Source organism: Streptomyces sp. NPDC056628, from assembly GCF_042792555.1.
Taxonomy (GTDB): domain Bacteria; phylum Actinomycetota; class Actinomycetes; order Streptomycetales; family Streptomycetaceae; genus Streptomyces.
The window spans coordinates 121,224-145,364 of sequence record NZ_JBHTWG010000009.1; the positions used below are offsets into that span (position 1 = coordinate 121,224).

General features: G+C 74.3%; 22 protein-coding genes. 12 read left to right on the forward strand and 10 right to left on the reverse strand.

The annotated features are described in order from the left end of the window. Positions 1-60 precede the first annotated feature (60 nt). Entirely contained in the window at positions 61-1,134 is a 1,074-nt protein-coding gene (locus tag ACFRAC_RS14915) for a zinc-dependent alcohol dehydrogenase family protein (RefSeq protein ID WP_382924301.1), read from the forward strand. 32 nt (positions 1,135-1,166) lie between these two features. On the opposite strand, the gene ACFRAC_RS14920 is transcribed toward ACFRAC_RS14915, so the two are convergent. Next, positions 1,167-1,634 carry a pyridoxamine 5'-phosphate oxidase family protein gene (locus ACFRAC_RS14920; RefSeq protein ID WP_382924302.1) on the reverse strand — a complete coding sequence of 156 codons (468 nt, stop codon included), beginning with the start codon at positions 1,632-1,634 and terminating at the stop codon, positions 1,167-1,169. A gap of 284 nt (positions 1,635-1,918) precedes the next feature. On the opposite strand from ACFRAC_RS14920, the gene ACFRAC_RS14925 reads away from it, so the two are divergent. Next, positions 1,919-3,646, forward strand: coding sequence for a GAF domain-containing protein (locus ACFRAC_RS14925; protein ID WP_382924303.1), 1,728 nt, complete (start codon positions 1,919-1,921; stop codon positions 3,644-3,646). Positions 3,647-3,822: 176 nt separating this feature from the next. Then, positions 3,823-4,683, forward strand: coding sequence for a universal stress protein (locus ACFRAC_RS14930; protein WP_382924304.1), 861 nt, complete (start codon positions 3,823-3,825; stop codon positions 4,681-4,683). Positions 4,684-4,935: 252 nt separating this feature from the next. Here ACFRAC_RS14930 and ACFRAC_RS14935 read toward each other — a convergent pair whose 3' ends face one another. Beyond that, entirely contained in the window at positions 4,936-5,220 is a 285-nt protein-coding gene (locus tag ACFRAC_RS14935; RefSeq protein ID WP_382924305.1) for a hypothetical protein, read from the reverse strand. Between the two features lie 363 nt (positions 5,221-5,583). On the opposite strand from ACFRAC_RS14935, the gene ACFRAC_RS14940 reads away from it, so the two are divergent. The 3 genes from ACFRAC_RS14940 to ACFRAC_RS14950 all read left to right on the forward strand — a co-directional run bounded on the left by ACFRAC_RS14940 (position 5,584) and on the right by ACFRAC_RS14950 (position 10,898). Next, positions 5,584-6,762: a glutamate--cysteine ligase gene (locus ACFRAC_RS14940; RefSeq protein ID WP_382924371.1), complete on the forward strand. Its 1,179-nt coding sequence runs from the start codon at positions 5,584-5,586 to the stop codon at positions 6,760-6,762. Between the two features lie 180 nt (positions 6,763-6,942). Then, positions 6,943-8,727, forward strand: a complete 1,785-nt coding sequence (locus ACFRAC_RS14945; RefSeq protein ID WP_382924306.1) for an N-acetylglutaminylglutamine amidotransferase — start codon at positions 6,943-6,945, stop codon at positions 8,725-8,727. Next, positions 8,700-10,898: a prolyl oligopeptidase family serine peptidase gene (locus ACFRAC_RS14950; protein WP_382924307.1), complete on the forward strand. Its 2,199-nt coding sequence runs from the start codon at positions 8,700-8,702 to the stop codon at positions 10,896-10,898. The genes ACFRAC_RS14945 and ACFRAC_RS14950 overlap by 28 nt, the downstream gene beginning before the upstream one ends. A gap of 25 nt (positions 10,899-10,923) precedes the next feature. On the opposite strand, the gene ACFRAC_RS14955 is transcribed toward ACFRAC_RS14950, so the two are convergent. The 5 genes from ACFRAC_RS14955 to ACFRAC_RS14975 all read right to left on the reverse strand — a co-directional run bounded on the left by ACFRAC_RS14955 (position 10,924) and on the right by ACFRAC_RS14975 (position 15,699). Beyond that, positions 10,924-11,280: a hypothetical protein gene (locus ACFRAC_RS14955; RefSeq protein ID WP_382924372.1), complete on the reverse strand. Its 357-nt coding sequence runs from the start codon at positions 11,278-11,280 to the stop codon at positions 10,924-10,926. Between the two features lie 268 nt (positions 11,281-11,548). Then, on the reverse strand, positions 11,549-11,923 hold the full coding sequence (locus ACFRAC_RS14960) for a hypothetical protein (RefSeq protein WP_382924308.1): 375 nt from the start codon (positions 11,921-11,923) through the stop codon (positions 11,549-11,551). Continuing rightward, on the reverse strand, positions 11,920-13,632 hold the full coding sequence (ctaD, locus tag ACFRAC_RS14965; protein WP_382924309.1) for a cytochrome c oxidase subunit I: 1,713 nt from the start codon (positions 13,630-13,632) through the stop codon (positions 11,920-11,922). Before ctaD ends, ACFRAC_RS14960 begins: the two co-directional genes overlap by 4 nt. A 364-nt stretch (positions 13,633-13,996) precedes the next feature. After that, a complete protein-coding gene (locus ACFRAC_RS14970) occupies positions 13,997-14,623 on the reverse strand; it encodes a hypothetical protein (RefSeq protein ID WP_382924310.1) in 627 nt (208 codons plus the stop codon). After that, a complete protein-coding gene (locus ACFRAC_RS14975) occupies positions 14,620-15,699 on the reverse strand; it encodes a glutamate--cysteine ligase (RefSeq protein WP_382924311.1) in 1,080 nt (359 codons plus the stop codon). Before ACFRAC_RS14975 ends, ACFRAC_RS14970 begins: the two co-directional genes overlap by 4 nt. Before the next feature lie 171 nt (positions 15,700-15,870). On the opposite strand from ACFRAC_RS14975, the gene ACFRAC_RS14980 reads away from it, so the two are divergent. After that, the gene (locus tag ACFRAC_RS14980; RefSeq protein WP_382924312.1) at positions 15,871-16,020 is read left to right on the forward strand and encodes a hypothetical protein; all 150 of its coding nucleotides are present in this window, start codon (positions 15,871-15,873) and stop codon (positions 16,018-16,020) included. 123 nt (positions 16,021-16,143) lie between these two features. Then, a complete protein-coding gene (locus ACFRAC_RS14985; protein WP_382924313.1) occupies positions 16,144-16,995 on the forward strand; it encodes an MBL fold metallo-hydrolase in 852 nt (283 codons plus the stop codon). Between the two features lie 231 nt (positions 16,996-17,226). On the opposite strand, the gene ACFRAC_RS14990 is transcribed toward ACFRAC_RS14985, so the two are convergent. After that, positions 17,227-18,492 (reverse strand): cytochrome P450, encoded by a 1,266-nt coding sequence (locus tag ACFRAC_RS14990; protein WP_382924314.1) that lies wholly within the window; start codon positions 18,490-18,492, stop codon positions 17,227-17,229. 151 nt (positions 18,493-18,643) lie between these two features. Between ACFRAC_RS14990 and ACFRAC_RS14995 the strand changes: the two genes are divergently transcribed. Continuing rightward, positions 18,644-19,468, forward strand: coding sequence for an SDR family oxidoreductase (locus ACFRAC_RS14995; RefSeq protein WP_382924315.1), 825 nt, complete (start codon positions 18,644-18,646; stop codon positions 19,466-19,468). 17 nt (positions 19,469-19,485) lie between these two features. On the opposite strand, the gene ACFRAC_RS15000 is transcribed toward ACFRAC_RS14995, so the two are convergent. Continuing rightward, positions 19,486-19,809, reverse strand: coding sequence for an ANTAR domain-containing protein (locus ACFRAC_RS15000; RefSeq protein WP_382924316.1), 324 nt, complete (start codon positions 19,807-19,809; stop codon positions 19,486-19,488). Positions 19,810-19,998: 189 nt separating this feature from the next. Between ACFRAC_RS15000 and ACFRAC_RS15005 the strand changes: the two genes are divergently transcribed. The 3 genes from ACFRAC_RS15005 to ACFRAC_RS15015 all read left to right on the forward strand — a co-directional run bounded on the left by ACFRAC_RS15005 (position 19,999) and on the right by ACFRAC_RS15015 (position 22,836). Further along, positions 19,999-20,955: a helix-turn-helix transcriptional regulator gene (locus ACFRAC_RS15005; RefSeq protein ID WP_382924317.1), complete on the forward strand. Its 957-nt coding sequence runs from the start codon at positions 19,999-20,001 to the stop codon at positions 20,953-20,955. 115 nt (positions 20,956-21,070) lie between these two features. Then, the gene (locus tag ACFRAC_RS15010; RefSeq protein ID WP_382924318.1) at positions 21,071-21,811 is read left to right on the forward strand and encodes an SOS response-associated peptidase; all 741 of its coding nucleotides are present in this window, start codon (positions 21,071-21,073) and stop codon (positions 21,809-21,811) included. Positions 21,812-21,858: 47 nt separating this feature from the next. Beyond that, the gene (locus tag ACFRAC_RS15015) at positions 21,859-22,836 is read left to right on the forward strand and encodes a pyridoxal-phosphate dependent enzyme (RefSeq protein WP_382924319.1); all 978 of its coding nucleotides are present in this window, start codon (positions 21,859-21,861) and stop codon (positions 22,834-22,836) included. A gap of 164 nt (positions 22,837-23,000) precedes the next feature. Here the strand turns inward: ACFRAC_RS15015 and ACFRAC_RS15020 are convergent, their stop codons facing one another. After that, the gene (locus ACFRAC_RS15020) at positions 23,001-23,978 is read right to left on the reverse strand and encodes an NAD(P)-dependent alcohol dehydrogenase (protein WP_382924320.1); all 978 of its coding nucleotides are present in this window, start codon (positions 23,976-23,978) and stop codon (positions 23,001-23,003) included. Positions 23,979-24,141 lie beyond the last annotated feature (163 nt).

The following is a 24,141-nucleotide window of genomic DNA, read 5'->3' on the forward strand; positions in this document are numbered from 1 at the left end:
GGGACGTCCGGCCGCGCCGGTCCCGTGTCCCGCCACCGGACGAGTGGGGTGAGGAGTGCCATGAAGGGTTACGTGTTCCACGGCACCGGCCAGGCCGCCTGGGAGGAGGTCCCGGACCCGGCCCTGAAGGAACCCACCGACGCGGTCGTGCGCGTCGGCGCCGTCGCCATCTGCGGCACGGACCTGCACATCCTCAAGGGCGACGTACCGGAGGTCCGCCCCGGCACCGTCCTCGGGCACGAGGCGGTCGGCGAGATCGTCGAGGTCGGCGGCGACGTACGGACCGTGCGCCCCGGGGACCGCGTGCTGATCTCCTGCATCACCGCGTGCGGGCGCTGCTCCTCCTGCCGCCGGTCGGCGTACGGGCAGTGCCGGGGCGGCGGGGGCTGGATCCTCGGCCATCTGATCGACGGCACCCAGGCCGAGTACGTCCGCGTCCCGTTCGCCGACCTGTCCGTGCACCCGCTGCCCGGCACCCTGTCCGACGAGGCGGCCGTGCCGCTGGCCGACATCTTCCCCACGTCGTACGAGGTGGGCGTGCTCAACGGGCGGGTGCGGCCCGGCGACACGGTCGCCGTGGTCGGCGCCGGGCCCGTCGGGCTCGCGGCCGTCGCCACGGCCCAGCTGTTCTCGCCCGAACGGGTCGTGGCCGTCGACCTGGCCCCCACCCGGCTGGAGGCCGCCCGGCGGCTCGGCGCCGACGCGGTCGCCGACGCCCGCGAGATGCCCGAACAGCTGGTCGCCGACCTGACCGACGGACTCGGCGCGGACGTCGTCGTCGAGGCCGTCGGCACACCCGAGACCTTCGAGCTGTGCACCCGCATGGTCCGCCCCGGCGGGCACGTCGCCAACATCGGCGTGCACGGCGCCCCCGCGACCCTGCACCTGGAAGACCTCTGGACCAAGAACATCACCCTCACCACCGGCCTCGTCGACACCTACTCCACGCCGACCCTGCTGAGGATGACCGCCGCCGGCCGGCTGCCCGCCGCCGAACTGGTCACCCACACCTTCGTCCTCGACCAGATGCAGGAGGCGTACGACGTCTTCGCCGGCGCGGCCGACACCGGGGCGCTGAAGGTGGTCCTCGGCGGCGAGCACCACGACGAGATCCTGCCGGTGGAGGCGGCCTGAGGGCGACCGGATCGCCCACGACCACGAGGGCCTCAGGCCCCGGCGGGGCAGTCGTCCGCGATGGTCAGCAGGACGCCGGTGACCAGGTCGGGGCGGATCCGGACCGCCTGGTCCATCGCCTGGTCCACCCACGGCCGCACCAGCGCCCGGCAGCGCGCCAGGTCCTCGGGATCGGTCACCAGGCGGGCGTATCCGGTCACCACCACGCTCCAGCCGAGATGAGTGCGCGGGTCGATGGCGTCCGCCTCGTAGGCGACGACCACCCCGGGGTCCTGGGCCCGCTCCGTGCGGGACGTCAGGGCGGCGCTCTCATGGGTGCGGATGACGATGTCCCCGCCGTCCAGGACGTGGTTGACCGGGCGGACGGTGGGCAGCGCGTGCCGGGTGAAGACGATCCGGCCCAGGGACACGCTGCCCAGCAGCCGCAGCGCCTCGGCGCTGTCGAGCTCGATGCGGCGGCGCGGCCCCACCAGGGCCGGCCGGGTGTCGTCGTGAACCATCGCGGGCTTCCGTCGGAGGGGGTCGTGCGCCGTGCGGCGCCTGCACGCACGGAGCGACACCGCGGGGGATCGGTGCCGCTCCTTCCTCAACCATCCCTCCTGTCGCCGCCCGGCGCCAGGGCCGATGGGCCCTGGACGGGGCCCGTACGGCCCGGGGGCGGCGCACAGGCGCACCGGGTGGTCCCGCGCGGCTGATTCTCTGCAGGCGCGTGCCGCCGGCCGGTAGCGTGGTTTCCGTCCGGAGCGGCCGAGTCCGACCGCCGACGGAACCGGAGGAGACGCAGGTGGGAAGCGCCGAGACGCCGCGGCAGCCCCGCATCGGGCTGCCGCAGCTGAGGCTGGACGAGTTGCTGGAGGAGCTTCAGGCGCGGCTGGACGCCGCCCGCGGCACCCGCGACCGGGTGCACAGCCTGCTGGAGGCGGTGCTCTCCGTCGGCCGGGAACTGAATCTGGAACACGCCCTGCACAGCATCGTCGAGGCCGCCGCGGTCCTCGTGGACGCCGAGTACGCCGCCCTCGGCGTGATCGGCCCGGACGGCAAGCGGCTGTCCGCCTTCCACACCGTGGGCGTCAGCCAGGAGCAGATCGCCCGGATCGGGCACTATCCCGAGGGCCACGGCATCCTCGGCGAGCTGATCCGCCACCCCGAACCGCTGCGCCTGACCAAGATCTCCGAGCATCCGGCGTCGTACGGCTTCCCGCCCAACCACCCGCCGATGAACACCTTTCTCGGCGTCCCCATCCGGGTCCGCGACCAGGTGTTCGGCAATCTGTACCTCACCGAGAAGCGGGGCGGGGCGCAGTTCGACGGCGAGGACGAGTCGGTGCTGTCGACGCTGGCCGTCGCGGCCGGTGTCGCCATCGACAACGCCCGGCTGTACGAGGAGTCCCGGCAGCGGGAGCGCTGGCTGCGGGCCACCGCCGAGATCACCCACAGCCTGCTGTCCGGCGGCGGACGCGCCGAGGTGCTGCGGCTCATCGCCGAGCGGGCTGGCGAGATCACCGGCTCGGCGCTGGCCGCGGTCGGCATGCCCATGGAGGACACCGGCACGCTCTCCGTGGAGATCGCCGTGGGAGTGGACGCCGAGGCCCACCAGGGGCTCGTGCTGCCGGTCGGCACGACGCTGATGGGGCTGGCCTTCACCGGGGCCGTACCGGTCACCACCGCGGACGTCGGCGCCGACCCGCGGGTCTCTCCGGAGCCGCCCCGCTTCGCCGGACTCGGCCCGGCCGTCGCCGTGCCGATCGGCACCGCCGAGGGCGAGGTCCGGGGCGTCCTGCTGCTCGCGCGGGAGGCCGGGCAGACGGTGTTCTCGCCGTCGGAGACCGAGACCCTGCAGGCGTTCGCCGCCCAGGCCGCCGTAGCGATGGAGCTGGCGCAGCGGCGGCAGGACGCCGAGGAGGTCGCCGTCCTCAAGGACCGCGACCGGATCGCCCGTGACCTGCACGACCTGGCGATCCAGCGGCTGTTCGCGACGGGGATGACCCTGCAGAGCGCCGGCCGCTTCATCGAGCACCCCGAGGCCGCGGAACGCGTCGTCCGGGCCGTGGACGACCTCGACGAGACCATCAAGATCATCAGGTCCACGATCTTCGGGCTGCGCACACGCGAGGGCGGCGCCGGGTCGGGGCTGCGGGCGCGGGTCGTGCGGGTCGTGGGCGAGGCCGCGCCGGTGCTGGGCTTCGCGCCCGGCGTCCGGATGGAGGGCCTGGTGGACACCGACGTGCCCCGGGAGACCGCCGACCACGTGGTGGCCGTCCTCTCCGAGGCCCTGACCAACGTCGCCCGGCACGCGCGCGCCGAACGGGCCGACGTCGCCCTCGTCGCCGAGTCCGGCCGGGTCCGCCTCAGCGTCACGGACAACGGCGTCGGCATCCCGTCCGGCGGCCGCCGCAGCGGCCTGCGCAACATGGCGGAACGGGCCCGGCAGTCCGGCGGCGACCTGGAACTCGGCAGCCCCGAGGGCGGCGGCACCCGGCTGGTGTGGTGGGTGCCCCTGCCGGCCGCGTAGCCGCCGCCGTCGTCGTCCGTGCGCCCCGTATGGGCCGCCCGGCCCACCCCGTGGGGGCCGGTCACCGGTGCCGACTGCCCGTCCGCCTCTCGTGCCGCCGCCCCGCCGGAGGGACGGTGGGATCGGAAAGCCCATGGCTGTCCTGCCGGGCAGCCGGACGGAAGGCGGTGAGGGCGATGACGCTTCCCCTGATCGTGGGCGTCGACGGATCGGATCCCAGCCTGGTCGCCGTCGACTGGGCCGTGGACGAGGCCGTCCGCCACGGACTGACACTGCGGCTGGTGCACGCCTCCCTGTGGGAGCGCTACGCGGGAACCATGCCGACACGGGGCGGGGGACGCTTCTCCGAGCGCGCCCTGGCCGAGCACCTCGTGGCCTCCGCGGCCGAGCGGGCCGCCCGGCGGGCCCCCGGACTCAAGGTCACGACGGACATCCTGCCCGCCGAGGGCGTCGACGGCCTCCTGCACGAAGGTGCCAACGCCCACGCCCTGGTGGTGGGCGACCGCGGCCGAGGCGAGCTGAAGGGCCTGTTGCTCGGCTCCGTCAGCCTCGGTGTCGCGGCCCGCGCCCGCTGCCCGGTGATCGTGGTCCGGGGCGGCGAGCCGGGCGTCGTCGGCCTGTACGAACGCGTGCTGCTCGGCGTGGGCGACACCGCGACCAGCGGCCGGGCGGTGGACTTCGCCGTCCGCGAGGCGGAAGTACGCGGCTGCGCCCTGGACGCCGTACGCGCCTGGCGGCACCCCGCGCCGGTCGGCGCCGGGACCGCCGGGGACGACGATCACGAACGGCGGGCCGCGACCCTGCTCGACGAGGCGCTGCGGGCTCCGCTGGCCGCACACCCGGACGTGCGGGTGCACCGGACCACCGTCGAGGGCCCGGCCCGCGGCGTCCTGATGGACCGCTCGGCGGCGGCCGACCTGGTGGTCCTGGGCGCCCGCCGCAGGCACGGCCACTTCGGCCTGCAACTGGGCCGGGTCGGTCACACCCTGCTGCACCACGCCGAATGCCCGGTGGCGATCGTGCCGCAGCTGGCGTGACTCCCGGCCGGTGGCCGACGTGTTCGACGAGGGAGCTGTGCGTCCCGCACGCCGGTCGGCCGGCGCCGTCCTGGTGGGCGCTCGGCGGCGTGCGGACCTGCTCATCCGGGGGCGCGCGGCCGCGGCCACGTCGGCTTGCGACTGAGCCGGATCCGGCCCGCGCTAACGCGTCATGCCGAATGCCCGGTGGCGATCGTGCCTGAGCGCGGGGCTACACCCCGCCGCATCACTCCTGGCGCCCGGTGGCGCCCGTCACGGACGCGGGTTCACCTGCTGCCACCGGGGCCGGGCGTCCGGTCCGCGGCGGCCGGCCGACGCGGCGCAGCGTGGGCACACCTGCTGGACGCGGGCCGCCGCACCGCCCGACTCCGGGAAGATGTCCGGCCGCGGCACGTGCGCGAAGCGCGACAGGCGGGAGCGGCTGAGCGACAGGCCGCAGACGGTCTGGTTCAGGCCGGGCGCCCAGGCGTGGACCTCCCCGGCGGGCAGCCGGCGCCTTCCTTTTTCCTCGTCGGTCCACTGCCCGGAGGCGGCCACGGCGTAGTTCCTCGCACGTCCCCTCGTGCGCCCCTGGTTCCCCGCCGGGCACCACCGACGCACGCCGGCGGCCCGGCGCGCGGGCCGGGCGGCCGCCGGGCAAGGTGGAGCCATGGTCGCTCGCGGCTGCCGGGCCCCTCCGGGGGCCGGTCCGCCGACCGGGACTCCGCCTGTGGCGCGGGGGTGCCGGCGGGCCCTTGGACGCCCTCACCTGCGGCGCAGGCGGTACCCCCGTGCGGTGCCGGGATTGTGCCCCTCAGGGCTGGGAACCCAGAGCAGACCACAACCACCCGGGACCGCCCGGAGGGGGAGCCCCCTCACCCGCCGGGCCGGAGCTCGGATCCCGAGGAGAGACCCGTGACCATGCGCATCGGTGTGGAGGAAGAGTTCCACGTCCTGGAGGTGGAGAGCGGGCTGCTCGTACCGCGTGCGGACGCGGTGCTGCGGCGCCTCCCCGGACAGACCTTCACGACCGAACTGCAACCGTGCACCGTCGAGGCCAACAGCGCCGTGCACACGTCCCTGCACGATCTGCACGCCGACCTGACCGGCATGCGCCGGCAGCTGGACGCCGCCGCCTCCTCGCTGGGGCTCGCCGTCGTGGCCTCGGGCACCGCCCCGCTCGCCCCCGCCGCGTCCGCGAACCCCACCGCCGAGGACCGCTACCGGCACATGGCCGAGGAGTACCGCAGAGTCGCCGACGAGCAACTGATCTGCGGCGCCCAGGTCCACGTCGACGTCCCCGACCGCGACACCGCCGTCCAGGTCATGTGCGAGGTGTCGCCCTGGCTGCCCGCGCTGCTGGCCCTGTCCGCGAGCTCGCCGTTCTGGCAGGGGACCGACACCGGGTACGCGAGCTGGCGCACCCTGGTGTGGCAGCGCTGGCCCACCGCCGGCCCGGCCGGCTGCTTCGCGACCGCCGCCGAGTACGACGCCGCGGTGAACGACTTCGTGCGGGCCGGGATCATCAGCGACACCGGGATGGTCTACTACGACGTCCGGCCCTCCGACCACCTGCGCACCCTGGAGCTGCGCATCTGCGACGCCTGCCCGCGCGCGGAGACCGTGGTCCTGATCGCCGGCCTCTTCCGCGCCCTGGTCACCGAGGCCCGCGCCCGGCTCCGCAGGCGCGGCACCCCCGGCTGCGCGGGCCGGCACGAGTGGCTGCGGGGCGCGTCCTGGCGGGCCGCCCGCTCGGGCCTGGAGGGCACGCTCGTGGACCCCGAGACGCACCGGGAGGCCTCCGCGCGCCAGGTCGTCCACAAGCTGCTGCTGCGGCTGCGCCCCGCGCTGGAGGCGCACGGCGACTGGACGACCGTCCGGGAGCTGGCGGAGGAGACCCTCGCCGAGGGCTCCGCGGCCCGCCGGATGCGTCGCACGGCCCGCCAGGAGGACCTGCTGGGCTGCGTCGACATGCTGATCGCCGAGACCCGCGGCGAGCGCCGCGGCCGCGGCCCCGCGCGCACCGCGCCGCCCCGGACCGTCATGGCGCCGACGCCTCCGCCGGCCGGTCCGGATGCCCCGGATGTGGTCGGCCGCTGACATGCCGGGGACCGGCCCGCGCTTCGGCGTGCCCCGGTCCCGTACGGCGCCTGTCCTGTCCCCGAACAGAGAGGATCCCCCCATGCGTTCCGTCACCGCCGAGGCCGCTGCCGCCGGCCGCGCGTCGGCTCCTTCGCCTACCCGAGCCGGGGCGGGTGCCCGGAAGGGAGGAGTCACCGCATGTGCGGGCTGAGCGGGGAGATCCGCTTCGACGGGCAGCCGGCCGACGTGACGGCTGTCGAGCGCATGAATGAACAGCTCGTGGGGCGCGGCCCCGACGGGCAGGGCAGCTGGCACCGGGGCCCCGTCGCCCTCGGGCACCGGCGGCTGAAGATCATCGACCTGACGGACCGCGGGGCCCAGCCGATGACCGACGCCCGCGGTGAGCTCACCGGCGTCTTCAACGGCTGCGTCTACAACTACCCGGAGCTGCGGGAGGAGTTGCGCGCCCTCGGGCACCGCTTCGAGTCGACGTCCGACACCGAGGTCGTCCTCAAGGCGTACCGGCAGTGGGGCACCGGCTGCGTCGACCACTTCAAGGGCATGTTCGCCTTCGCGATCTTCGAGCACCGCACCGGCAGGCTCGTCCTCGCCCGCGACCGGCTCGGCATCAAGCCCCTGTACCTGGCCCGCACCCCGGGCCGGCTGAGGTTCGCCTCCACCCTGCCCGCGCTCCTCGCCGCCGGCGACGTGGACACGTCCCTGGACCCGGCCGCCCTGCACCAGTACCTGAGCTGGCACGCCACGGTCGCGGCGCCGCACACCATCCTCAACGGCGTCCGCAAGCTCCCGCCGGCCACCGTGCGGGTCGTCGAGCCGGACGGCACGCATCGGGACCACTGCTACTGGCAGCCGTCGTACACCCGCCGTGACGCGTACGTCGGCATGAGCGCGGACGAGTGGCGCGACGTGGTGCTGGAGGCGCTGCGCACGGCCGTCCGGCGCCGCATGGTCGCCGACGTGCCGGTCGGCGTCCTGCTGTCCGGCGGCCTCGACTCCAGCCTGATCGTCGCGCTGCTGGCCGACGAGGGGCAGCGCGGCCTGAAGACGTTCAGCGTCGGCTTCGAGTCGGAGGGCGGCGAGGACGGCGACGAGTTCGCCTACTCGGACCTGGTGGCCGGTGAGTTCGGCACCGACCACCGGCGGCTGATGGTTCCCTCCCACCGGGTCTCGGCCGCCCTGGAGGGCGCCGTCGCCGCGATGAGCGAGCCGATGATCAGCCACGACGTCGTCGCCTTCCACCTCCTCGCCGAGCAGGTGTCGAAGGAGGTCAAGGTCGTCCAGAGCGGGCAGGGCGCCGACGAGGTCTTCGCCGGCTACCACTGGTACCCGCGGCTCGCGGACACCACCCGCGAGGACGAGCCGCGCCGGTACGCCGAGGTGTACTTCGACCGTTCCCACGACGACATCGCCCGTATCCTGCGGCCCGACCTGCTCGCCGACCACGACGTCTCCGGCCGGTTCGTCGACGCGCACATGGCCGCCCCCGGCGCCGAGACCGCCCTGGACGCGGCACTGCGCCTGGACACGCATGTCATGCTGGTGGACGACCCCGTCAAACGGGTCGACAACATGACGATGGCCTGGGGTCTGGAGGCCCGTGTGCCGTTCCTCGACCACGAACTGGTCGAGCTGGCCGCGGCCTGCCCACCGGAGCTGAAACTGGCCGACGGCGGCAAGGGTGTGCTCAAGGCGGCGGGCCGCAAGCTCCTGCCGGTGGACGTCGTCGACCGGCCCAAGGGCTACTTCCCGGTGCCGGCCATCCGGCACATGGCGGGCCCCGTCCTGGAGCGGGTGCGCGAGGCCCTGGAGGCACCCGAGGCCAAGCGGCGCGGGCTGTTCCGTCCGTCCTACGTCGGTGAACTGCTCGCGGCACCCGACGAGCACCGGACCCGGCGGGGCAACAACGCCCTGTGGCAGATCGCATTGCTGGAGATATGGCTGCAGACGCATGGAATCAGGTGACCGGCCCCGGAGGCGGTCCGGCGCCGCGGCTCCTCGCGTTCCGCCCGGCCTCCGGCCCGTCCTCCGCACGGCAGGCGGAGAGCCGGGCGGGGGAGTGGGGCGGTGCCGACCGGACCGCCGCCCCGGCGCCCGTGCAGCTGCCCGGGGCGGGCGGCCCGCGCGACCCCGTGACGCGGCTGCGCGCCCACGGCTGCTGGTACCCCTCGGCCGACCCCACCGGCACCGAGGTCGCCTTCATCTGCGACCGAGGCGGCGTCCCCCAGCTCTGGGCGGGTCCCGTCGACGGCGAGGACGTACGGCTCCTGGACGCCTCGCCGGACCCCGTCAAGGAGGTGTCCTGGTCACCGGACGGCCGCTGGATCGCGTACACCACCGCGCCGGGCGGCGGCGAGCACACCCGGGTCCTGTGCGTACGCCCCGACGGCTCCGGACGGCGACTTCTCGCGGGCGCCGACCCGGCGGGCTCCGCCTACCTGGGCCGCTGGGCGCATGACGGATCGGCGGTCTCCGTCACCGTGGCGGCCGGCATGGCGCCCGCCTCCGCCGCCCTCGACCACGAGGGCGGCGCGCCCGGGACGGCGGCCGAGTGGACGGAACGGGACGGGCACGCCACCCTCCTCGGCCCCCTCGCCTACGACGCCGTGACGGGACCGCGGCCGGGCGGCGGCCCCGCGACCGTCACCGCACCGGCCGGCCAGGCCGTCCGCACCGAGGGCGGCCTGTCCGTCTACCTCATCGACCCCGACGGCCTGGCCTCCCCCGTGCTGATCTCGACCGAGACGCACGCGGCGTCCCTACGGGTCTGCGACCTGAGCCGCGACGGCCGTCTCGTGCTGCTGCGCCGGGGCCCGCGCGGGCACCGGGAGGCGGTGGTGAGGCGCACCGCCGACGCGGAGGCCACCTTCGTGATGCCGGTCGCCGACGGCGACCCGTGGATCGGCCGGTTCTCCCCCGACGGGCGCACCCTGTGGCTGCGCAGCAACGCCGACCGCGAGTTCGCGGCCCTCGTCGCCGTCGAACTGGACGAGGACGGCGGGCCCCGGGGCGCGTCCGTCCTGGCCGAGCGCGACGGCAGCGACCTGGAACTGCTGACCCTGGCGCACGACGGCACCACGGCGATCCTGGCGTGGAACGTGCGGGGCGCCAGCGAGCTGGAGGTCGTCGAGACCTCACCGCCCGGTCAGGAGCCCGGGACCCTGGGCCCGCTCCGCCCGGTCCCGCTGCCCCACGAGGTGGTCACCCGGGTCGCCACGGCGGGCCCGGGTCGGCTGCTGCTGGCCCTGTCCGGGTCGCAGCGCCGCCCCGGCATCTGGTGGGCCCACGAGGGCGTGGCCTTGCTGCGCACCCCCTGGTCGTCGCGCGACGAGGACGCCGTCCCGCCCGGCCGCCCTCCCGTACGCCCCGTACCCGTGCGGCTCACCGCCCGGGACGGGCTGCCCCTGAGCGGCTGGTACTACCGGGCGCCGGGGCGCGGCCCGGACGTGCCCGCGCCCTGCGTGATCCATCTGCACGGCGGCCCCGAGGAACAGGAGCGGCCGGTCTTCAACCCGCTCTACCACGAACTCCTCGGGCGCGGCATGGACGTCTTCGCACCCGACGTGCGCGGCTCCCTGGGGCACGGCAGGTCGTTCGTCGACGCCGACCTCGGCGCCGGCCGCTTCGCCGCGCTCGACGACGTGGCGGACTGCGCGGCCCACGCGGTCGTCGCGGGCCCCGCCGACCCGACCCGGCTGGCGGTCATGGGGCGTTCGTACGGCGGCTATCTGACGTTCGCCTCCGTGGTGTGGCACCCGGACCTGTTCCGCACGGCGGTCGCCGTCTGCGGCATGTCGGACTTCCTGACCTTCTTCGCCGGGACCGAGCCGTGGATCGCGGAGTCGGCCGCGCACAAGTACGGGCATCCCGAGCGCGACCGCGCCCTGTTGCGCAGCCTGTCACCGATGAGCCGTATCGACGCGCTGCGCGCCCCGGTCCTCGCCGTCCACGGGGAACACGACACCAACGTGCCGCCGGGGGAGTCCCAGCAGTTCGTCCGGGCCGCGCGCGAACGGGGCGTCGAGGCCGAGCTGCTGATGCTGCGCGACGAGGGGCACGACTTCCTGCGGGCGGAGAACCGCCGGCTGTTCCGCCGGGCCGCGGCCGACTGGCTGCAGAGCCACCTGGGCCTGTGACCCGCCCCGGCCGCCGCCGGGCCGGTCAGGCGGCCGTGGTGAGCGCGGTGGCGGTCTCGATGGCGGTGTGCGCGCGGGCGTGGATGATCATACGGATGCCGTGGGTGTCGGCGTTGGCGTCGAGCAGACGCCGGGCCGGGGCGCTGTGGGTGGCGACGAAGGTCACCACGTCGAGGTGGCTGCACAGCCGGTGCACGCGCAGCACCACGCTGACGGCCGCCTCGGTCGCCGCGGGTTCGTCGAGGACGATGACCACGGAGGACGGCCTGACCCCCTGCACGAGGTCGCTGATCTGGGTGAGCAGGGCGGCCCGCCCGCCGATGCCGGGGTCCTCGAGCACCGTGATGACCAGTACGCCTCGTTCGACGGTGTGAGACAGCATCACGGTCCAGCCCCTTCGGCGGCGAATCAGTCCGTAGTCGGACTACCCGATATTCTGTGTACAATGCGGCGCGTTTCGCGGGTGGAGCGCCCCGTCCGGGCGGCGTGAGGTGCCCGCGGCGCCCGGACGCGTGCCGCGTACCAGCCGGCGCCCACCCCGGCGCGTCGGCGACGACGCCGGTGGCGGACCCGTGGACGCGGTCACACGGCGCCGGACCGGTGCCGAGGAGCGGCGCCCACGGTCGGTGAGCCGCCGTCCCTCGGCGTCGTCACCGGCCCAGCAGCGACACCAGCGCACCCGCCCCGCCCGTGCCGGCCACGAGGGCGCACGCGGCGAGCGCGTGCCGCCGGAGCAGGGCCCGGCGCAGCTCGGCGTACCGGGTCTCGTACTCCTCGCGCAGCTGCCCCGCCCGTTCGACCGTGGCGCGCAGCATCCGCCGTGTGAGGTCGACGCGCTGCTGGACGTAGTGGCGGGAGAGGTCCTCGGCCTGTGCGGTCGTCAGCCAGGGCAGCCGCTCGCACAGCTCCGCGGCCTCCCGGCACGCACGGACATGGTGGTCGTGCACGAGCAGGTAGCCCGCGGCCTCGTCGGCGACGGTACCGTCCACCTCGCCTGCGGGCGCGTCGTTGCGGCCGTTGCTCACTGCTGCGAACCCTCGTGGCCCTCGGCGTCGAGCACATCGCGCTTGCCGGCGTACTCCTTCTCGTCGAGCGCGGCCACGGCCGGGTGGTGCAGGTCGAAGGCGGGGGACTCGGAGCGGATGCGAGGCAGCGTCGTGAAGTTGTGCCGGGGCGGCGGGCAGGACGTGGCCCACTCCAGCGAACGCCCGTACCCCCAGGGGTCGTCGACCTCGATCCGCTTGCCCGTGTGGGCCGTCTTCCACACGTTGTACAGGAACGGCAGGGTGGACAGACCGAGGAGGAACGCGCCGATGGTCGACACGGTGTTCAGGGCGGTGAAGCCGTCGGCGGCGAGGTAGTCGGCGTAGCGGCGGGGCATGCCCTCCGCGCCGAGCCAGTGCTGCACCAGGAACGTCGTGTGGAAGCCGACGAACAGCGTCCAGAAGTGGATCTTCTCCAGTCGTGCGTCGAGCATCGTGCCGGTCATCTTGGGCCACCAGAAGCTGAACCCGGCGAACATCGCGAAGACGACCGTGCCGAAGACGACGTAGTGGAAGTGGGCGACCACGAAGTAGGAGTCGGTGACGTGGAAGTCCAGCGGAGGCGAGGCGAGCAGGACGCCGGTCAGCCCGCCGAAGAGGAAGGTCACCAGGAAGCCCACCGCCCACAGCATGGGTGGTTCGAAGGAGAGCGAGCCGTTCCACAGGGTGCCGATCCAGTTGAAGAACTTCACCCCGGTGGGCACGGCGATGAGGAAGCTCATGAACGAGAAGAACGGCAGCAGGACGGCACCCGTGGCGAACATGTGGTGGGCCCACACGGTCAAGGACAGACCGGTGATGGCGATGGTCGCGCCCACCAGACCCATGTAGCCGAAGACCGGCTTGCGGGAGAACACCGGGAAGATCTCCGTGACCACGCCGAAGAACGGCAACGCGATGATGTAGACCTCGGGATGCCCGAAGAACCAGAAGAGGTGCTGCCACAGGATGGCGCCGCCGTTCTCCGGGTCGAAGACGTGCGCACCGAACTTCCGGTCCGCCTCCAGCACCAGCAGCGCGGCGGCGAGGACGGGGAAGGCGAGCAGCACCAGGACCGAGGTGAGCAGCACGTTCCAGGTGAAGATCGGCATCCGGAACATGGTCATGCCCGGCGCGCGCATGCAGATGATGGTGGTGATGAAGTTGACCGCGCCGAGGATCGTGCCGAAGCCGGACAGGGCCAGGCCCATGATCCACAGGTCGCCGCCCACGTGCGTGGTGCGCTCGCCTCCGCTGAGCGGGGTGTAGGCCGTCCAGCCGAAGTCGGCCGCGCCGTCGGGCGTGAGGAAGCCCGCCAACGCGATCAGCCCGCCGAGCGCGAACAGCCAGTACGAGAACATGTTCAGCCGCGGGAACGCCACGTCCGGGGAGCCGATCTGCAACGGCATGATGGCGTTGGCGAATCCGGCGAACGTCGGCGTCGCGAACAGCAGCAGCATGATCGTGCCGTGCATGGTGAACGACTGGTTGTACTGCTCGCTGGACATGATCTGCAGTCCGGGCCGGGCCAGCTCCGCCCGGATCAGCATGGCCAGCAACCCACCGAAGAGGAAGAACGCGAACGACGTGATCAGGTAGAGGTGACCGATCTTCTTGTGGTCCGTCGTGGTGAGCCAGGTGATGATCACCTCCCCTCTGCTGCGGCGTTCCACCGCGGGCACGGGGGACACGGGTTCGGTCTGGATCGCCATCAGATCTCGCAATCGGCACAGGCGTTGACGGGCGGAGGGCCTCGGGGCTCGCGCTGGGGCAGGTCACCAGCTTTGCGGAACCTAGTCCCGTCCGCCCGTTCGCACGGCCCGGCGACGGCCGTTTCTGCGTCGAACGGCCCAATCAACCATTCGTCCGGGGGGCCACCGGCGTGTCGCGGGGACGGTCACCGTGGGAGGTGCCGTATCTCGCGCGGCGCGCCCGCCGTGCTGCGTGTGCCCTGACGGCCCTTCGGCGACAGGCTCTCCTCCGAGCCGGGGGCACCCGGTGCGGCAGTCCGTCCTCCTGCTCGCCGCGCTGCCCGGTCCGCCCTGGCGGCGGCGAGGAGATGCGGACCGCGACGCCTCACCCGGCGCCCAGCTCCACCGTGGTCGTGACGCGGGTGACGGCGGGCCGGCGCGGCACCGAACCGAACCCGAAGCGCACCGGCGGCTCCACGGGCGCCGACGCGCCCAGGTCGCGGGCCTCGAAGGTCGCCGACAGCGACGTCACCGGGCGCAGGTCCCGTGCGCCGTACCACTCGCGGCGTCCGCCCCCGGCGCTGCCCCGGGTCCGCACACCAGGCATGAGCAGCCGGGCCGGACGGTCCGTCAGGGCGCTCCAGACGGGACGGCGGGCCAGTGGCGCCGGGACCGCGCGCAGGAGCAGTCCCAGCACGGTCCGGCGGCCGGTGGCGAAGCGGAGCCGCAACGGCCCCGCGGTGACCGTCCACACCCGGCCCGCGACCGTCACGTCGACCGGGACGATCCGCACGGTGTCGAATGTGTAGGTCGACCCGATGAAGTCGGCCGTCTCCGGTGTGGGTGCCAGCAGCAGCCGCTCCCCGTCGGCCCGTTCGAGCATGACGTCGGAGAACGGCCCGAACGGCGAAGCCGGCCAGTGCCCGACCACGACCCGCACGCCCGAGGTGGTGCCCAGACCGGCGATCCAGCCGTCGAAGCGCAGTCGGCGCCGCCGCGCTGCCCCGCTCATCCGACGATCAGCTGCGTCACCGCTCGCAGACCCCCCTCGGCCAGCGCGGCGCGCTGCCGGTCGGCACCGGTCCCGTCCTGCAGGAGCCGGTGGACCAGGCCCGACACCAGCCGGGTGTCCCCGGCCTCCTCCAGGGCCGGCGAGACATGCCGCAGGAGCTGGTACAGCACGTCACCGGCCCGCCGGGACTCGCCGTGGGGATCGACGAGCGTGCCGCTCAGACCGTGCCGTGAGGCGTGCCACAGCGCGGCCCGCAGCAGCTCGGGCGCGACGTCGGGCGCGGGCGCCCCGGCCTCGACCGACTCCAGCTCGGTACGGACGACGGCCCGGACCAGACCGGCGAACATCACGGCGTCGTCCGGGCGCAGCTGCACGTCCAGGCAGCGCACCTCGATCGTCGGATAGCGGGCCGACAGGCGCACCACCCAGTACAGCTGGCCGATGTCCGCGATCAGACCGCTCTTCAGCAGCCGCTGCACCCGCCGGTCGTAGTCGGCCACGTCCGCGAAGTACGGCGGCATCCCGCTGACCGGCCAGCGGCTGAAGACCACCGTGCGCCAGCTGGCGAATCCCGTGTCGCGGCCGTCCCACAGCGGGGAGTTCGCCGCCATGGCCGTCAGTGTGGGCAGCCACACCAGCAGCCGGTTCATCACCTGCACGCCCTCCTCGCGGCCGGGGACGGCCACATGGACGTGCATGCCGTTGACCAGCTGCTCCGCCACCAGCTGCGGGGCCTGTGAGCGCATGGCCCGGTAGCGGGCCTTGTCGGTGACGGCCACCGGCCGGCCGTGCCGCAGCGGCGACGTCCCGCACGGCGCGAGCCGGCAGCCGTGCCGTTCGGCCGCCGCTCCGACGGCGAGCCGCAGCCGCAGCAGATGCCCACCCGCCTCCTCCAGCGTCTCGCACACCGGGGTGGCCACCTCGACCTGCGCCTGCAACAGCTCGCTCTGCACCTCCTCGTCGCCCACGGAGGGCGCGAGGCCCGCCGCCGCGCGGACCTTGTCGGACGCGGGCACGGGCAGACCCGTGACCGGGTCGAGCAGCAGGTACTCCTCTTCCACACCGATCGTCGTCATCGGTCGCTCTCTGTTCCGCCCCGTCGCCGGAGTCGCTGTCTCCACGGTGGCGGGCCCGCCGCCGTCGGGCGCACGCCCACCACGTACCGAGTGCCGCGGTTCCCGCACGGGAAACCGGCCGCCGCGCGCCCGGCACCGGATCCGGTCACGCGCCGGGCGACGGGGGTACCCGTGAGGCCGCGCACGCCGGAGCGGGTCGAGGAGAAGGATGCCCCGGTGACGCACGGCGCGCTGTACGTCTCCGCCTCCGGTGACGGGGCCGCGCACGGCGGGTGGCACGGACGCCGGCACACCGCCCTGCCCCGACCGCCGGGCGGCTGACCGGGGCCACCCGCCGCAGCGGGTAGTGATCAGTGCCGGCCGGGGGTACTGCGGGGGGTCCGGAGGACTCGGGAACGCCTGCCGAGGCGGGGCGGCCTCCGGGCCCCGCCGGACGGGACGGTCATGACGCCGGTCAGCGACGACACCACCGACGACGCGGTCGACCTGCACTTCGTCGGCAACGCGACCCTGGTGATCCGCTTCGGCGGGCTCACCCTGCTCACCGATCCGAACTTCCTGCACCGCGGCCAGTACGCCCACCTCGGGTACGGGCTGTGGAGCCGGCGGCTGACCGAGCCCGCGCTCGACGTCGGCGAACTGCCCCGGCTGGACGGAATCGTGCTCTCCCATCTGCACGGCGACCACTGGGACCGGCGCGCGAGCCGCTACCTGGACCACACCGTGCCGGTGGTCACCACACCGCACGCCGCCCGCCGCCTGCGGGTCCTGCACCGCTTCCCCCGCACGGCGGGGGTGCGGACCTGGCGCGGGCTCACCCTGGGCAACGGCCGCGAGCGGGTCAGGATCACGGCGCTGCCGGGCCGGCACGCGGGCAACCCCGCTCTGCGGGCGCTGCTGCCCCCGGTGATGGGCAGCATGCTGGAGTTCGGGTCCGCAGGCGGCCCCGTCCGCCTGCGGCTGTACCTCTCCGGCGACACCCTCGTGTACGAGGGCCTGGACGAGATCACCCGGCATTTCCCGGCCGCCGACCTCGCCGTCCTGCACCTGGGCGGCACCACGCTGCCGGGCGGCTTCGTGGTGACCATGGACGGTGCCCAGGGCGCCGAACTGGCCCGCCGCCTCGATCCCCGCCGCGTCCTGCCGGTGCACTACGACGACTACACGGTGCTGCGCTCCCCGCTGAGCGCGTTCCTGGACGAGGTAGCGTCCCTGGGCCTCTCCGACCGCCTGGTGCCCTGCCGGCACGGGCAGCGGGTCAGGGTGACGGCGGGGACGGCACCGGCACCGGTGTGAGCGCCGGGCCGATCCGGCGGCGCCGCGGTTCCCCCACGGAACGCGCGGCGGCCCCGGAAGCGGTCACGGCGAGGGCTCGCCGGGACCTGGGCCGCGCTGCTCCCTGATGAGGCGGCTGTGCGTCCCCGTACGGGGCCGTACAAGGTGTGCGCGGGCCGTCGGACGAGCACCGCGCCACGTGGTCGTCGAGGTGGATGCCCAGCAGGCTTCAGGAGGTGTCCTCCCGGCGCCTCACGCCGGCACCGCGCTGGGCGCCGGCACCGGCGCGCGGACGGCTTCCAGGACCAGGCCGCTGCGGACCCGGGACGGCAGCCGGTTGAGCGGGATCCGCAGGTCCTGTGCGGGCACCCGGTACTCCAGCCGGGCCAGCCGCGGTCCGAGGACCGACAGCAGCGCCACCGTGATGTCCTCCCCGGGGCACCGGTGGCCCGCGGTCCGGTCGCTGCCGCCCTGCGGCACCAGCTCGTCGCGTCCGGGCGCCCGGCCCACGAACCGCTCCGGGGCGAAGGTGTACGGGTCGCTCCACAGGTCCGGGTCGTGGTTCTGGCCGAACAGGTCGAGCAGGATCAGGGTCCCGGCCGGGATCGGCTCGCCCTCCCACTCCAGGTCGGTGGTGGCCCGGCCGCCCACGAACGGGGCGAACGGGTAGAAGCGCCGCAGCTCGTGGGCGAACGCCACGGCGTACGCCGGATCGTCCTGCGCCAGCCGCTCCCGGATCTCCGGCCGGTGGTGCAGCGCGTGTCCGGCGTACGTGACGAACCAGGTGACCGCGGCGGTCGGCCGGATGACGTTGAGCAGCTCGACCGCGGCCGTGTGCGGGTCGAGCGGGCGGCCGTCGGCGTCCCGGTGCCGGACGACCACGTCCAGTGCCGACCCCTCCGGCGCGGTCGCGGTGCCCGCGCGCACGTCCTCCACGAGGCGGCACAGCCAGGCCTCGCTGCGGGACCGCGCCCGCCGGGCCCGCCAGTGCCGAGGGCCGGGCATGGCGAACCCGTCGACCATGGCGACCAGGTCACGGGCCACGCCGTCCACGTCGTCCACCGGGATGCCGGCCCACCGGCAGACGCCTCGGGTGAGCACCCGGCTCGCCTCGTCGAACAGGACCACGGACGGCCGGGCGCACCAGGTGGGCACCGCCTCGTCCCAGGCCGCGCCGACGCTCTCCACCACACCGGCGACGGCGTCGCGTCCGGTGAGCAGGTCCAGGAACATGCCCTTGCGGGCCCGGTGCTCCGCGCCGTCCAGGGTGTGCACGGCGCCGTGGCCGAACAGGGTGCTCAGCACCGGGCCGGGCAGCGCCGGACGGCGGGCCACGTGCCGTTCGTCGTAGAAGAACCGCACCGCCTCCGGCCCCCGCAGGGCGACCGTGTGCCGGCCCATCACCCGCGCGCGTACGAGGGAGCGCGCGGTGCGGCGCCGGCGGTCCGGGAGCCAGGTGTATCCCTTGGCCAGCAGGGCCAGTGAGCTGTCCGCGATCGGGGCGCTACTCAGATGCATGCGGGCCGGGTGCCCGCCGGTCCCCACCGAAAACGCGGCCCGGTGACCACTCGGGCGCCCGGTATGGCCCGGGCGGGGCGGGGTACGCGAAGTCCCCTTCGGACGCCGGCCGCGCACCGGCCCGGCGCAGGACGCGACACGTGGAGTTCCGATGGGATCGCAGCACGACGACAGCTCGGACGACGCCGCCGCCCCGGTGGCGGTGATCACCGGTTCCGACTCCGGGATCGGGCGGGCCACCGCCGTACGCCTCGCGCAGTCCGGCATGGACATCGGCATCACCTGGCACACCGACCGAGAAGGGGCGCTGCGCACGGCCGACGAGGTCCGGGCCCTCGGGCGCCGGGCCGCGGTCGAGCAGCTGGACCTCACCCGGCTGCCCGGCGCCGCCGACGCCGTCGACCGGCTGGCCGACGCGCTCGGCCGGATCGACGTACTGGTCAACAACGCCGGGACGGGCACCATGACCCCGTTCCTGGAGCTGGACCTCGACACGGTCCGCGACGTCCTCGACGTCGACCTGGTGGGGCCCTTCCTGTGCGGTCAACGGGCCGCCCGTCGCATGATCCGGCAGGGGAGCGGCGGCCGGATCGTCAACGTCACGAGCGTCCACGAGCACCAGCCGCGGGTGGGCGCGGCTCCGTACTGCGCGGCCAAGGCGGGGCTGGGACTGCTCACCCAGGTGATGGCGCTGGAGCTGGCCGAGCACGGGATCACGGTGAACGCGGTCGCGCCCGGCGAGATCGCCACCCCGATGACCGGCCAGACCGACACCGACGTCTCCGGTGAGCGCAGGCCGGGCGTCCCGCTCGGCCGGCCCGGCGACGCCCGGGAGGTCGCGGCCGTGATCGCGTTCCTCGCCGGCCCGGACGCGTCCTATGTCACGGGTGCCTCGTGGGCGGTCGACGGCGGCATGCTGCGCATGGGCCCGCAGGCCGGCTCGCATCTGCCGGACGACTCCTGGCGCCGCCCGTGACCCCGGCGGCTGACCGGTCAGGAGCTGGTCGGCTGCTCGGCCCCTTGGCGCGCATTCACCCGTGCCACCGCGGTCGTCAGAGCACCGCGCAGGTCCTTGGGAAGCTGCCCCTCGTGCGGCCAGCGCACCACGTGCTCGGCCACCTCCCGCAGCTTGGTGTTGGTGTGCTGGGAGATCTCCTTGAGGACGTCCCAGGCCGTGTCGGGGCGCACCCCGCCGTAGGCGACCACCACGCCGATCGCCTGGTCCACGATCGCGTGCGAGAAGACGGCGTGCTGGAGCTGCGCTACCTCTGCCCGCAGCGCCGCGATCGTCTCATCGCTCTCCACCTGCTCCGACATGGCGAAATGGCTCTCCGGAAGGTCAGTCGTGCCTTTACTGACACGCTGCCCCCGATCGGCGCCGAAGAGGGTGCGCTGAACGAATCGTCGCGGTGACGGCTGTACGGAAAACGAAATGCGAATGCTTCGAAGTCGGAGCAACTCGCCACTCGGACCGGTGACCGCGTCGATTCGGGGCAGGAGGTTCCCATGGGTTCGCTGACCTTCGACAGTGATGACCTCGAGGCGACCGAGGAGTTCCTCTGCCGCGCCTACGCCCGGATGAGCATCGGCAGCAGCACCCCCGAGTCCAGCAGGGCGCGCATCCACCGCGACGCCGGCGCGTCGGTGAGCGTGGACGAGCTCGACCTCGACTTCGAGATGACGTACTCGGTGGCCCCGCTCGGCCGGATCTGCCTGTGCGTCGTCCACGAGGGCACCGTCCGCGACCACGTCTTCCAGGGCGTCCGGGACTACTTCGGCCCCGGTGACGTGGTGATGTTCGCGCCGCCGGACCTGCCGTACGCGGGCCGGATCGACAAGGCCCGCTACAACATCACCATGCTCGACCCCGGCCTGCTCGACCAGGTCGCCGCCGGCTCCGGGAAGACGCTGCTGGAGCCCGTCCGGCTCACCGGGCACCGGCCGCACACCCCGGCCGCCGCCGAGCGGCTGAAGCGCACGATCGTCTATCTGCGCGACCACGTGCTGGGGGACCCGGACGCCGCCGCCGAGCCCCTGGTCGTGTCGGCCGGCACCCAGCTGCTCGCCGCCAACGTCCTGGCGGCCTTCCCGAGCAACGCGCGCACCGACCCCACCGCCCAGGACCGCACCGACGCCCACTCGGCGACCCTCCGGCGCGCCATCGCCTTCGTGGACGACCACGCGCACGAGCCGATCTCCGTCGCCGACATCGCGGCCGCCGCCCACGTCATCATTCGGACGCTGCAGTACGCGTTCCGCCGGCACCTGGACACCACGCCGCTCGGCTATGTGCGGCAGGTCCGGCTCAGCCACGCCCACCGCGAGCTGCTGGCGGCCGGACCGGGTGACGAGACGTCGGTGGGTGCCATCGCCGCCCGCTGGGGCTTCCCGCACCCGGGACGTTTCGCCTCCCTCTACCGGGACGTGTACGGCACCAGCCCGTCGCGCACGCTGCGCGGCTGACCCGCGGTCAGGAGGGTCAGGGCGGACGCCGGCCCTCCACGACCGCGGACAGGTCCAGCTCCCGCATGGCACCGGAAATCAGGACCGGGTGCCGGGCCCGTGGCACAGTGGCCCCATGTGCGGCCGTTACGCCTCCACCCGCAGCCCCCAGGACCTGGCACAGCTGTTCCAGGTGGCCGAGTGGCACCCGGAGGAGGCCCTGGAACCCAGCTGGAACGTGGCCCCGACCGACGACGTGTGGGCGGTCCTGGAACGCCGGCCGCGCGGGGCCGGCGAGGACGCCCCGGCGGCGCGCGTGCTGCGGCCGCTGCGCTGGGGCCTGGTGCCGTCCTGGGCGAAGGACGTGAAGGCGGGCGCCCGGCTCATCAACGCGCGCGTGGAGACCGTCCACGAGAAGCCCGCCTTCCGGCGCGCGTTCGTCAAACGCCGCTGTCTGATCCCCGCGGACGGCTTCTACGAGTGGGACCAGGTCCGGGACGACGCGTCGGGGAAGGTCCGCAAACAGCCCTACTACATCCACCCGGAGGACGGGAGCGTCCTGGCCCTCGCGGGACTGTACGAGTTCTGGCGCGACCCGGCCGTCAAGGACGACGACGACCCGGCCGCCTGGCTGCTGAGCTGCACCATCATCACCACCGACGCCACCGACGCCGCCGGGCGCGTCCACCCCCGTATGCCGCTGGCCCTCCCGCCCGACCACTACGACGCCTGGCTCGACCCGCGGCACGAGTCCACGGACGACCTGCGTGCCCTGCTGGTCCAGCCGGCGGAGGGCCGGCTCGCCGCCCGCCCCGTCTCCACGGCGGTGAACAGCGTCCGGAACAACGGCCCTCAACTGGTGGAGGAACGGCCGTAGGGTCGGGGGCGGCGGGCACGACCGACCGCACCCCCTGGAGGACACGCGTGACGACCACCACCCCGACGGTCACCCTGGACGACGTCCGTGACGCGGCCGCGCGCCTCGCGGGCGTCGCCCACCGAACCCCGGTGCTGCGCTCACGCGTCCTCGACGAACGCGTCGGCGCCGAGGTTCTCCTGAAGTGCGAGAACCTCCAGCGGGCCGGGGCCTTCAAGTTCCGCGGCGCCTACAACGCGGCGTCCCGGCTCAGTCCCGGGCAGCTCGCCCGGGGCATCGCCGCCTACTCGTCCGGGAACCACGCCCAGGCCGTCGCGCTCGCCGCCCGCGAGCTCGGGACCACCGCGGTGATCGTCATGCCCGAGGACGCCCCGCCCTCGAAGCGGGCCGCGACCGAGGGCTACGGCGCCGAGGTCGTCACCTACGACCGCTACACCGGCGACCGGGTGGCGATCACCGAGGCGCTGGCCGCCGAGCGGGGCCTGACCGTGATCCCGCCGTACGAGCACCCGCACATCATGGCCGGGCAGGGCACCGCCGCTCTCGAACTCCTCGAGGAGGTGGGGGAGCTGGGCATGCTGGTGGTGCCGGTCGGCGGCGGCGGGCTGATGGCCGGCAGCGCCACGGCGGCCAAGGCCCAGTACCCGGGCATCCGTATGACCGGGGTCGAGCCGGAGGCCGGGGACGACACCCGGCGGTCGCTCGCCGAGGGGCGGCGCGTCAGCGTCCCGGTGCCCCGCACCATCGCCGACGGGCAGGCCGTGCACACGCCGGGGGAGCTGACCTTCTCGGTGAACCGGCGGCTCGTCGACGACATCGTGCTGGTCGGCGACGACGAGATCCGCGACGCGATGCGGTTCGCCTTCGAGCGCCTGAAGATCGTGGTCGAGCCGAGCGGCGCCACCCCGCTCGCCGCCCTCCTCACCGGCCGGACCGGACCGCTCCCGCGCCGGGTCGGCGTGATCGTCTCGGGCGGCAACGTGGACGCCGGACGGTTCGCCGAGTTGTGCGGCCCGGGGCGCTGAGTCCCGCCCGTGGACCCCAGTGACCGGCCGGACGACGGGATCGCAGAGGGCCGGGCCACGACGCCCGGGTCGCCGGCGACGAGCAGGTCGTCGTGTACGGCTTCCAGGGGCAGACGGCCCGGGAGCTCGCCGAGACGTAGGCGGGCGCGGCGCGTTCCGGTCCGTCAGACGGTGATGACGACCTTGGCGCGCGCGTGCTCGACCTCCAGATACCGGATCGCCTCGGCTGCTTCGCCCAGTTCGTAGGTCCGCTCGACGACCGGGGCGATCCTCCCCGACTCGGCCAGTTCCCGCAGGGCCGCGAGGTTGGCGCGGCTCTGCCGGGCGGCGACGGCGAGCAGCCGCTGCCCGCGTGCGAAGGGCGCCGCCATCTGCCGTCGGAGGAACAGCGCCATCGGCCCGACGACGCTGCCGCCCTCGTAGACTCCTCCGCCGGACAGGACGAGGGTGCCGGTGGGCGCGAGGGCGCGCCGGAGGTCCCCGAGCGAGCGGTTGCCCACGAGGTCCAGCACCACGTCCCAGCGCTCGGCGCGCCGGGCGAAGTCCTCCTGGGCGCGGTCGACGACGTGGTCGGCGCCCAGTGAGCGGACCAGGTCGGCGTTGCGCGCGCTGCACACCGCGGTCACCTCGGCGCCGTACGCCTTGCCGAGCTGGACGGCGAAGGTGCCGACGCCGCCCGAGGCGCCGTTCACCAGCAGGGTCCGGCCCGCCTGGACGCGGGCGGTGTCCCGCAGGGCCATCAGCGCGGTGTTCCCCGCCAGCGGCATGGCCGCCGCCTGCTCGAAGGTGAGCCCGGCCGGTTTCGGACCGATCTCGTCGGCCCGGGCGCACACGAACTCCGCGAAGGTGCCGTCGGCCTCGCCGTACACCTCGTCGCCGGGCTCGAGGCCCGTGACCCCGGCGCCCACCGTCTCCACCACGCCGGCGAGGTCCCGGCCCCGGATGCGGGTCCTGGGCCGGCGCCAGCCCATCGTGCCGCGCCCGATCAGCGGGTCACCGCGCATGAAGTGCCAGTCGTAGGCGTTGACGGACGCGGCCCGCACCCGCACCAGCACCTCACCGGCGCCCGGCACCGGCCGCTCGACGTCCGTGAACTCCAGGGTGTCCGCCGGGCCGTACCGGTCCTGGACCACTGCCTTCATGGGATCCCCCTCCACTCACGCCGAGCGTAGGAAAGCCCACCGGACCTGACCATCCGGGCCGCACCCTGATTTCTCCCCGGGTCCCGGCGGCCCGTGGCAGGGCACGGACCTCCCGCGCTTGCCTCGGAAAACCGATCGGTTTACGCTGGCAGGAGAGGAAACC

What these genes read in the sequence shown, in the direction of transcription:
- ACFRAC_RS14985 (WP_382924313.1), top strand. Translation starts at nt 16,144, where the DNA reads ATGACGCCGGTCAGCGACGACACCACCGACGACGCGGTCGACCTGCAC.
- ACFRAC_RS15000 (WP_382924316.1), bottom strand. Translation starts at nt 19,809, where the DNA reads ATGTCGGAGCAGGTGGAGAGCGATGAGACGATCGCGGCGCTGCGGGCA.
- ACFRAC_RS14920 (WP_382924302.1), bottom strand. Translation starts at nt 1,634, where the DNA reads ATGGTTCACGACGACACCCGGCCGGCCCTGGTGGGGCCGCGCCGCCGC.
- ACFRAC_RS14915 (WP_382924301.1), top strand. Translation starts at nt 61, where the DNA reads ATGAAGGGTTACGTGTTCCACGGCACCGGCCAGGCCGCCTGGGAGGAG.
- ACFRAC_RS14955 (WP_382924372.1), bottom strand. Translation starts at nt 11,280, where the DNA reads ATGCTGTCTCACACCGTCGAACGAGGCGTACTGGTCATCACGGTGCTC.
- ACFRAC_RS14975 (WP_382924311.1), bottom strand. Translation starts at nt 15,699, where the DNA reads ATGACGACGATCGGTGTGGAAGAGGAGTACCTGCTGCTCGACCCGGTC.
- ACFRAC_RS14945 (WP_382924306.1), top strand. Translation starts at nt 6,943, where the DNA reads ATGTGCGGGCTGAGCGGGGAGATCCGCTTCGACGGGCAGCCGGCCGAC.
- ACFRAC_RS14990 (WP_382924314.1), bottom strand. Translation starts at nt 18,492, where the DNA reads ATGCATCTGAGTAGCGCCCCGATCGCGGACAGCTCACTGGCCCTGCTG.
- ACFRAC_RS14995 (WP_382924315.1), top strand. Translation starts at nt 18,644, where the DNA reads ATGGGATCGCAGCACGACGACAGCTCGGACGACGCCGCCGCCCCGGTG.
- ACFRAC_RS14950 (WP_382924307.1), top strand. Translation starts at nt 8,700, where the DNA reads ATGGCTGCAGACGCATGGAATCAGGTGACCGGCCCCGGAGGCGGTCCG.
- ACFRAC_RS14970 (WP_382924310.1), bottom strand. Translation starts at nt 14,623, where the DNA reads ATGAGCGGGGCAGCGCGGCGGCGCCGACTGCGCTTCGACGGCTGGATC.
- ACFRAC_RS14940 (WP_382924371.1), top strand. Translation starts at nt 5,584, where the DNA reads ATGCGCATCGGTGTGGAGGAAGAGTTCCACGTCCTGGAGGTGGAGAGC.
- ACFRAC_RS15005 (WP_382924317.1), top strand. Translation starts at nt 19,999, where the DNA reads ATGGGTTCGCTGACCTTCGACAGTGATGACCTCGAGGCGACCGAGGAG.
- ctaD (WP_382924309.1), bottom strand. Translation starts at nt 13,632, where the DNA reads ATGGCGATCCAGACCGAACCCGTGTCCCCCGTGCCCGCGGTGGAACGC.
- ACFRAC_RS14930 (WP_382924304.1), top strand. Translation starts at nt 3,823, where the DNA reads ATGACGCTTCCCCTGATCGTGGGCGTCGACGGATCGGATCCCAGCCTG.
- ACFRAC_RS15010 (WP_382924318.1), top strand. Translation starts at nt 21,071, where the DNA reads ATGTGCGGCCGTTACGCCTCCACCCGCAGCCCCCAGGACCTGGCACAG.
- ACFRAC_RS15020 (WP_382924320.1), bottom strand. Translation starts at nt 23,978, where the DNA reads ATGAAGGCAGTGGTCCAGGACCGGTACGGCCCGGCGGACACCCTGGAG.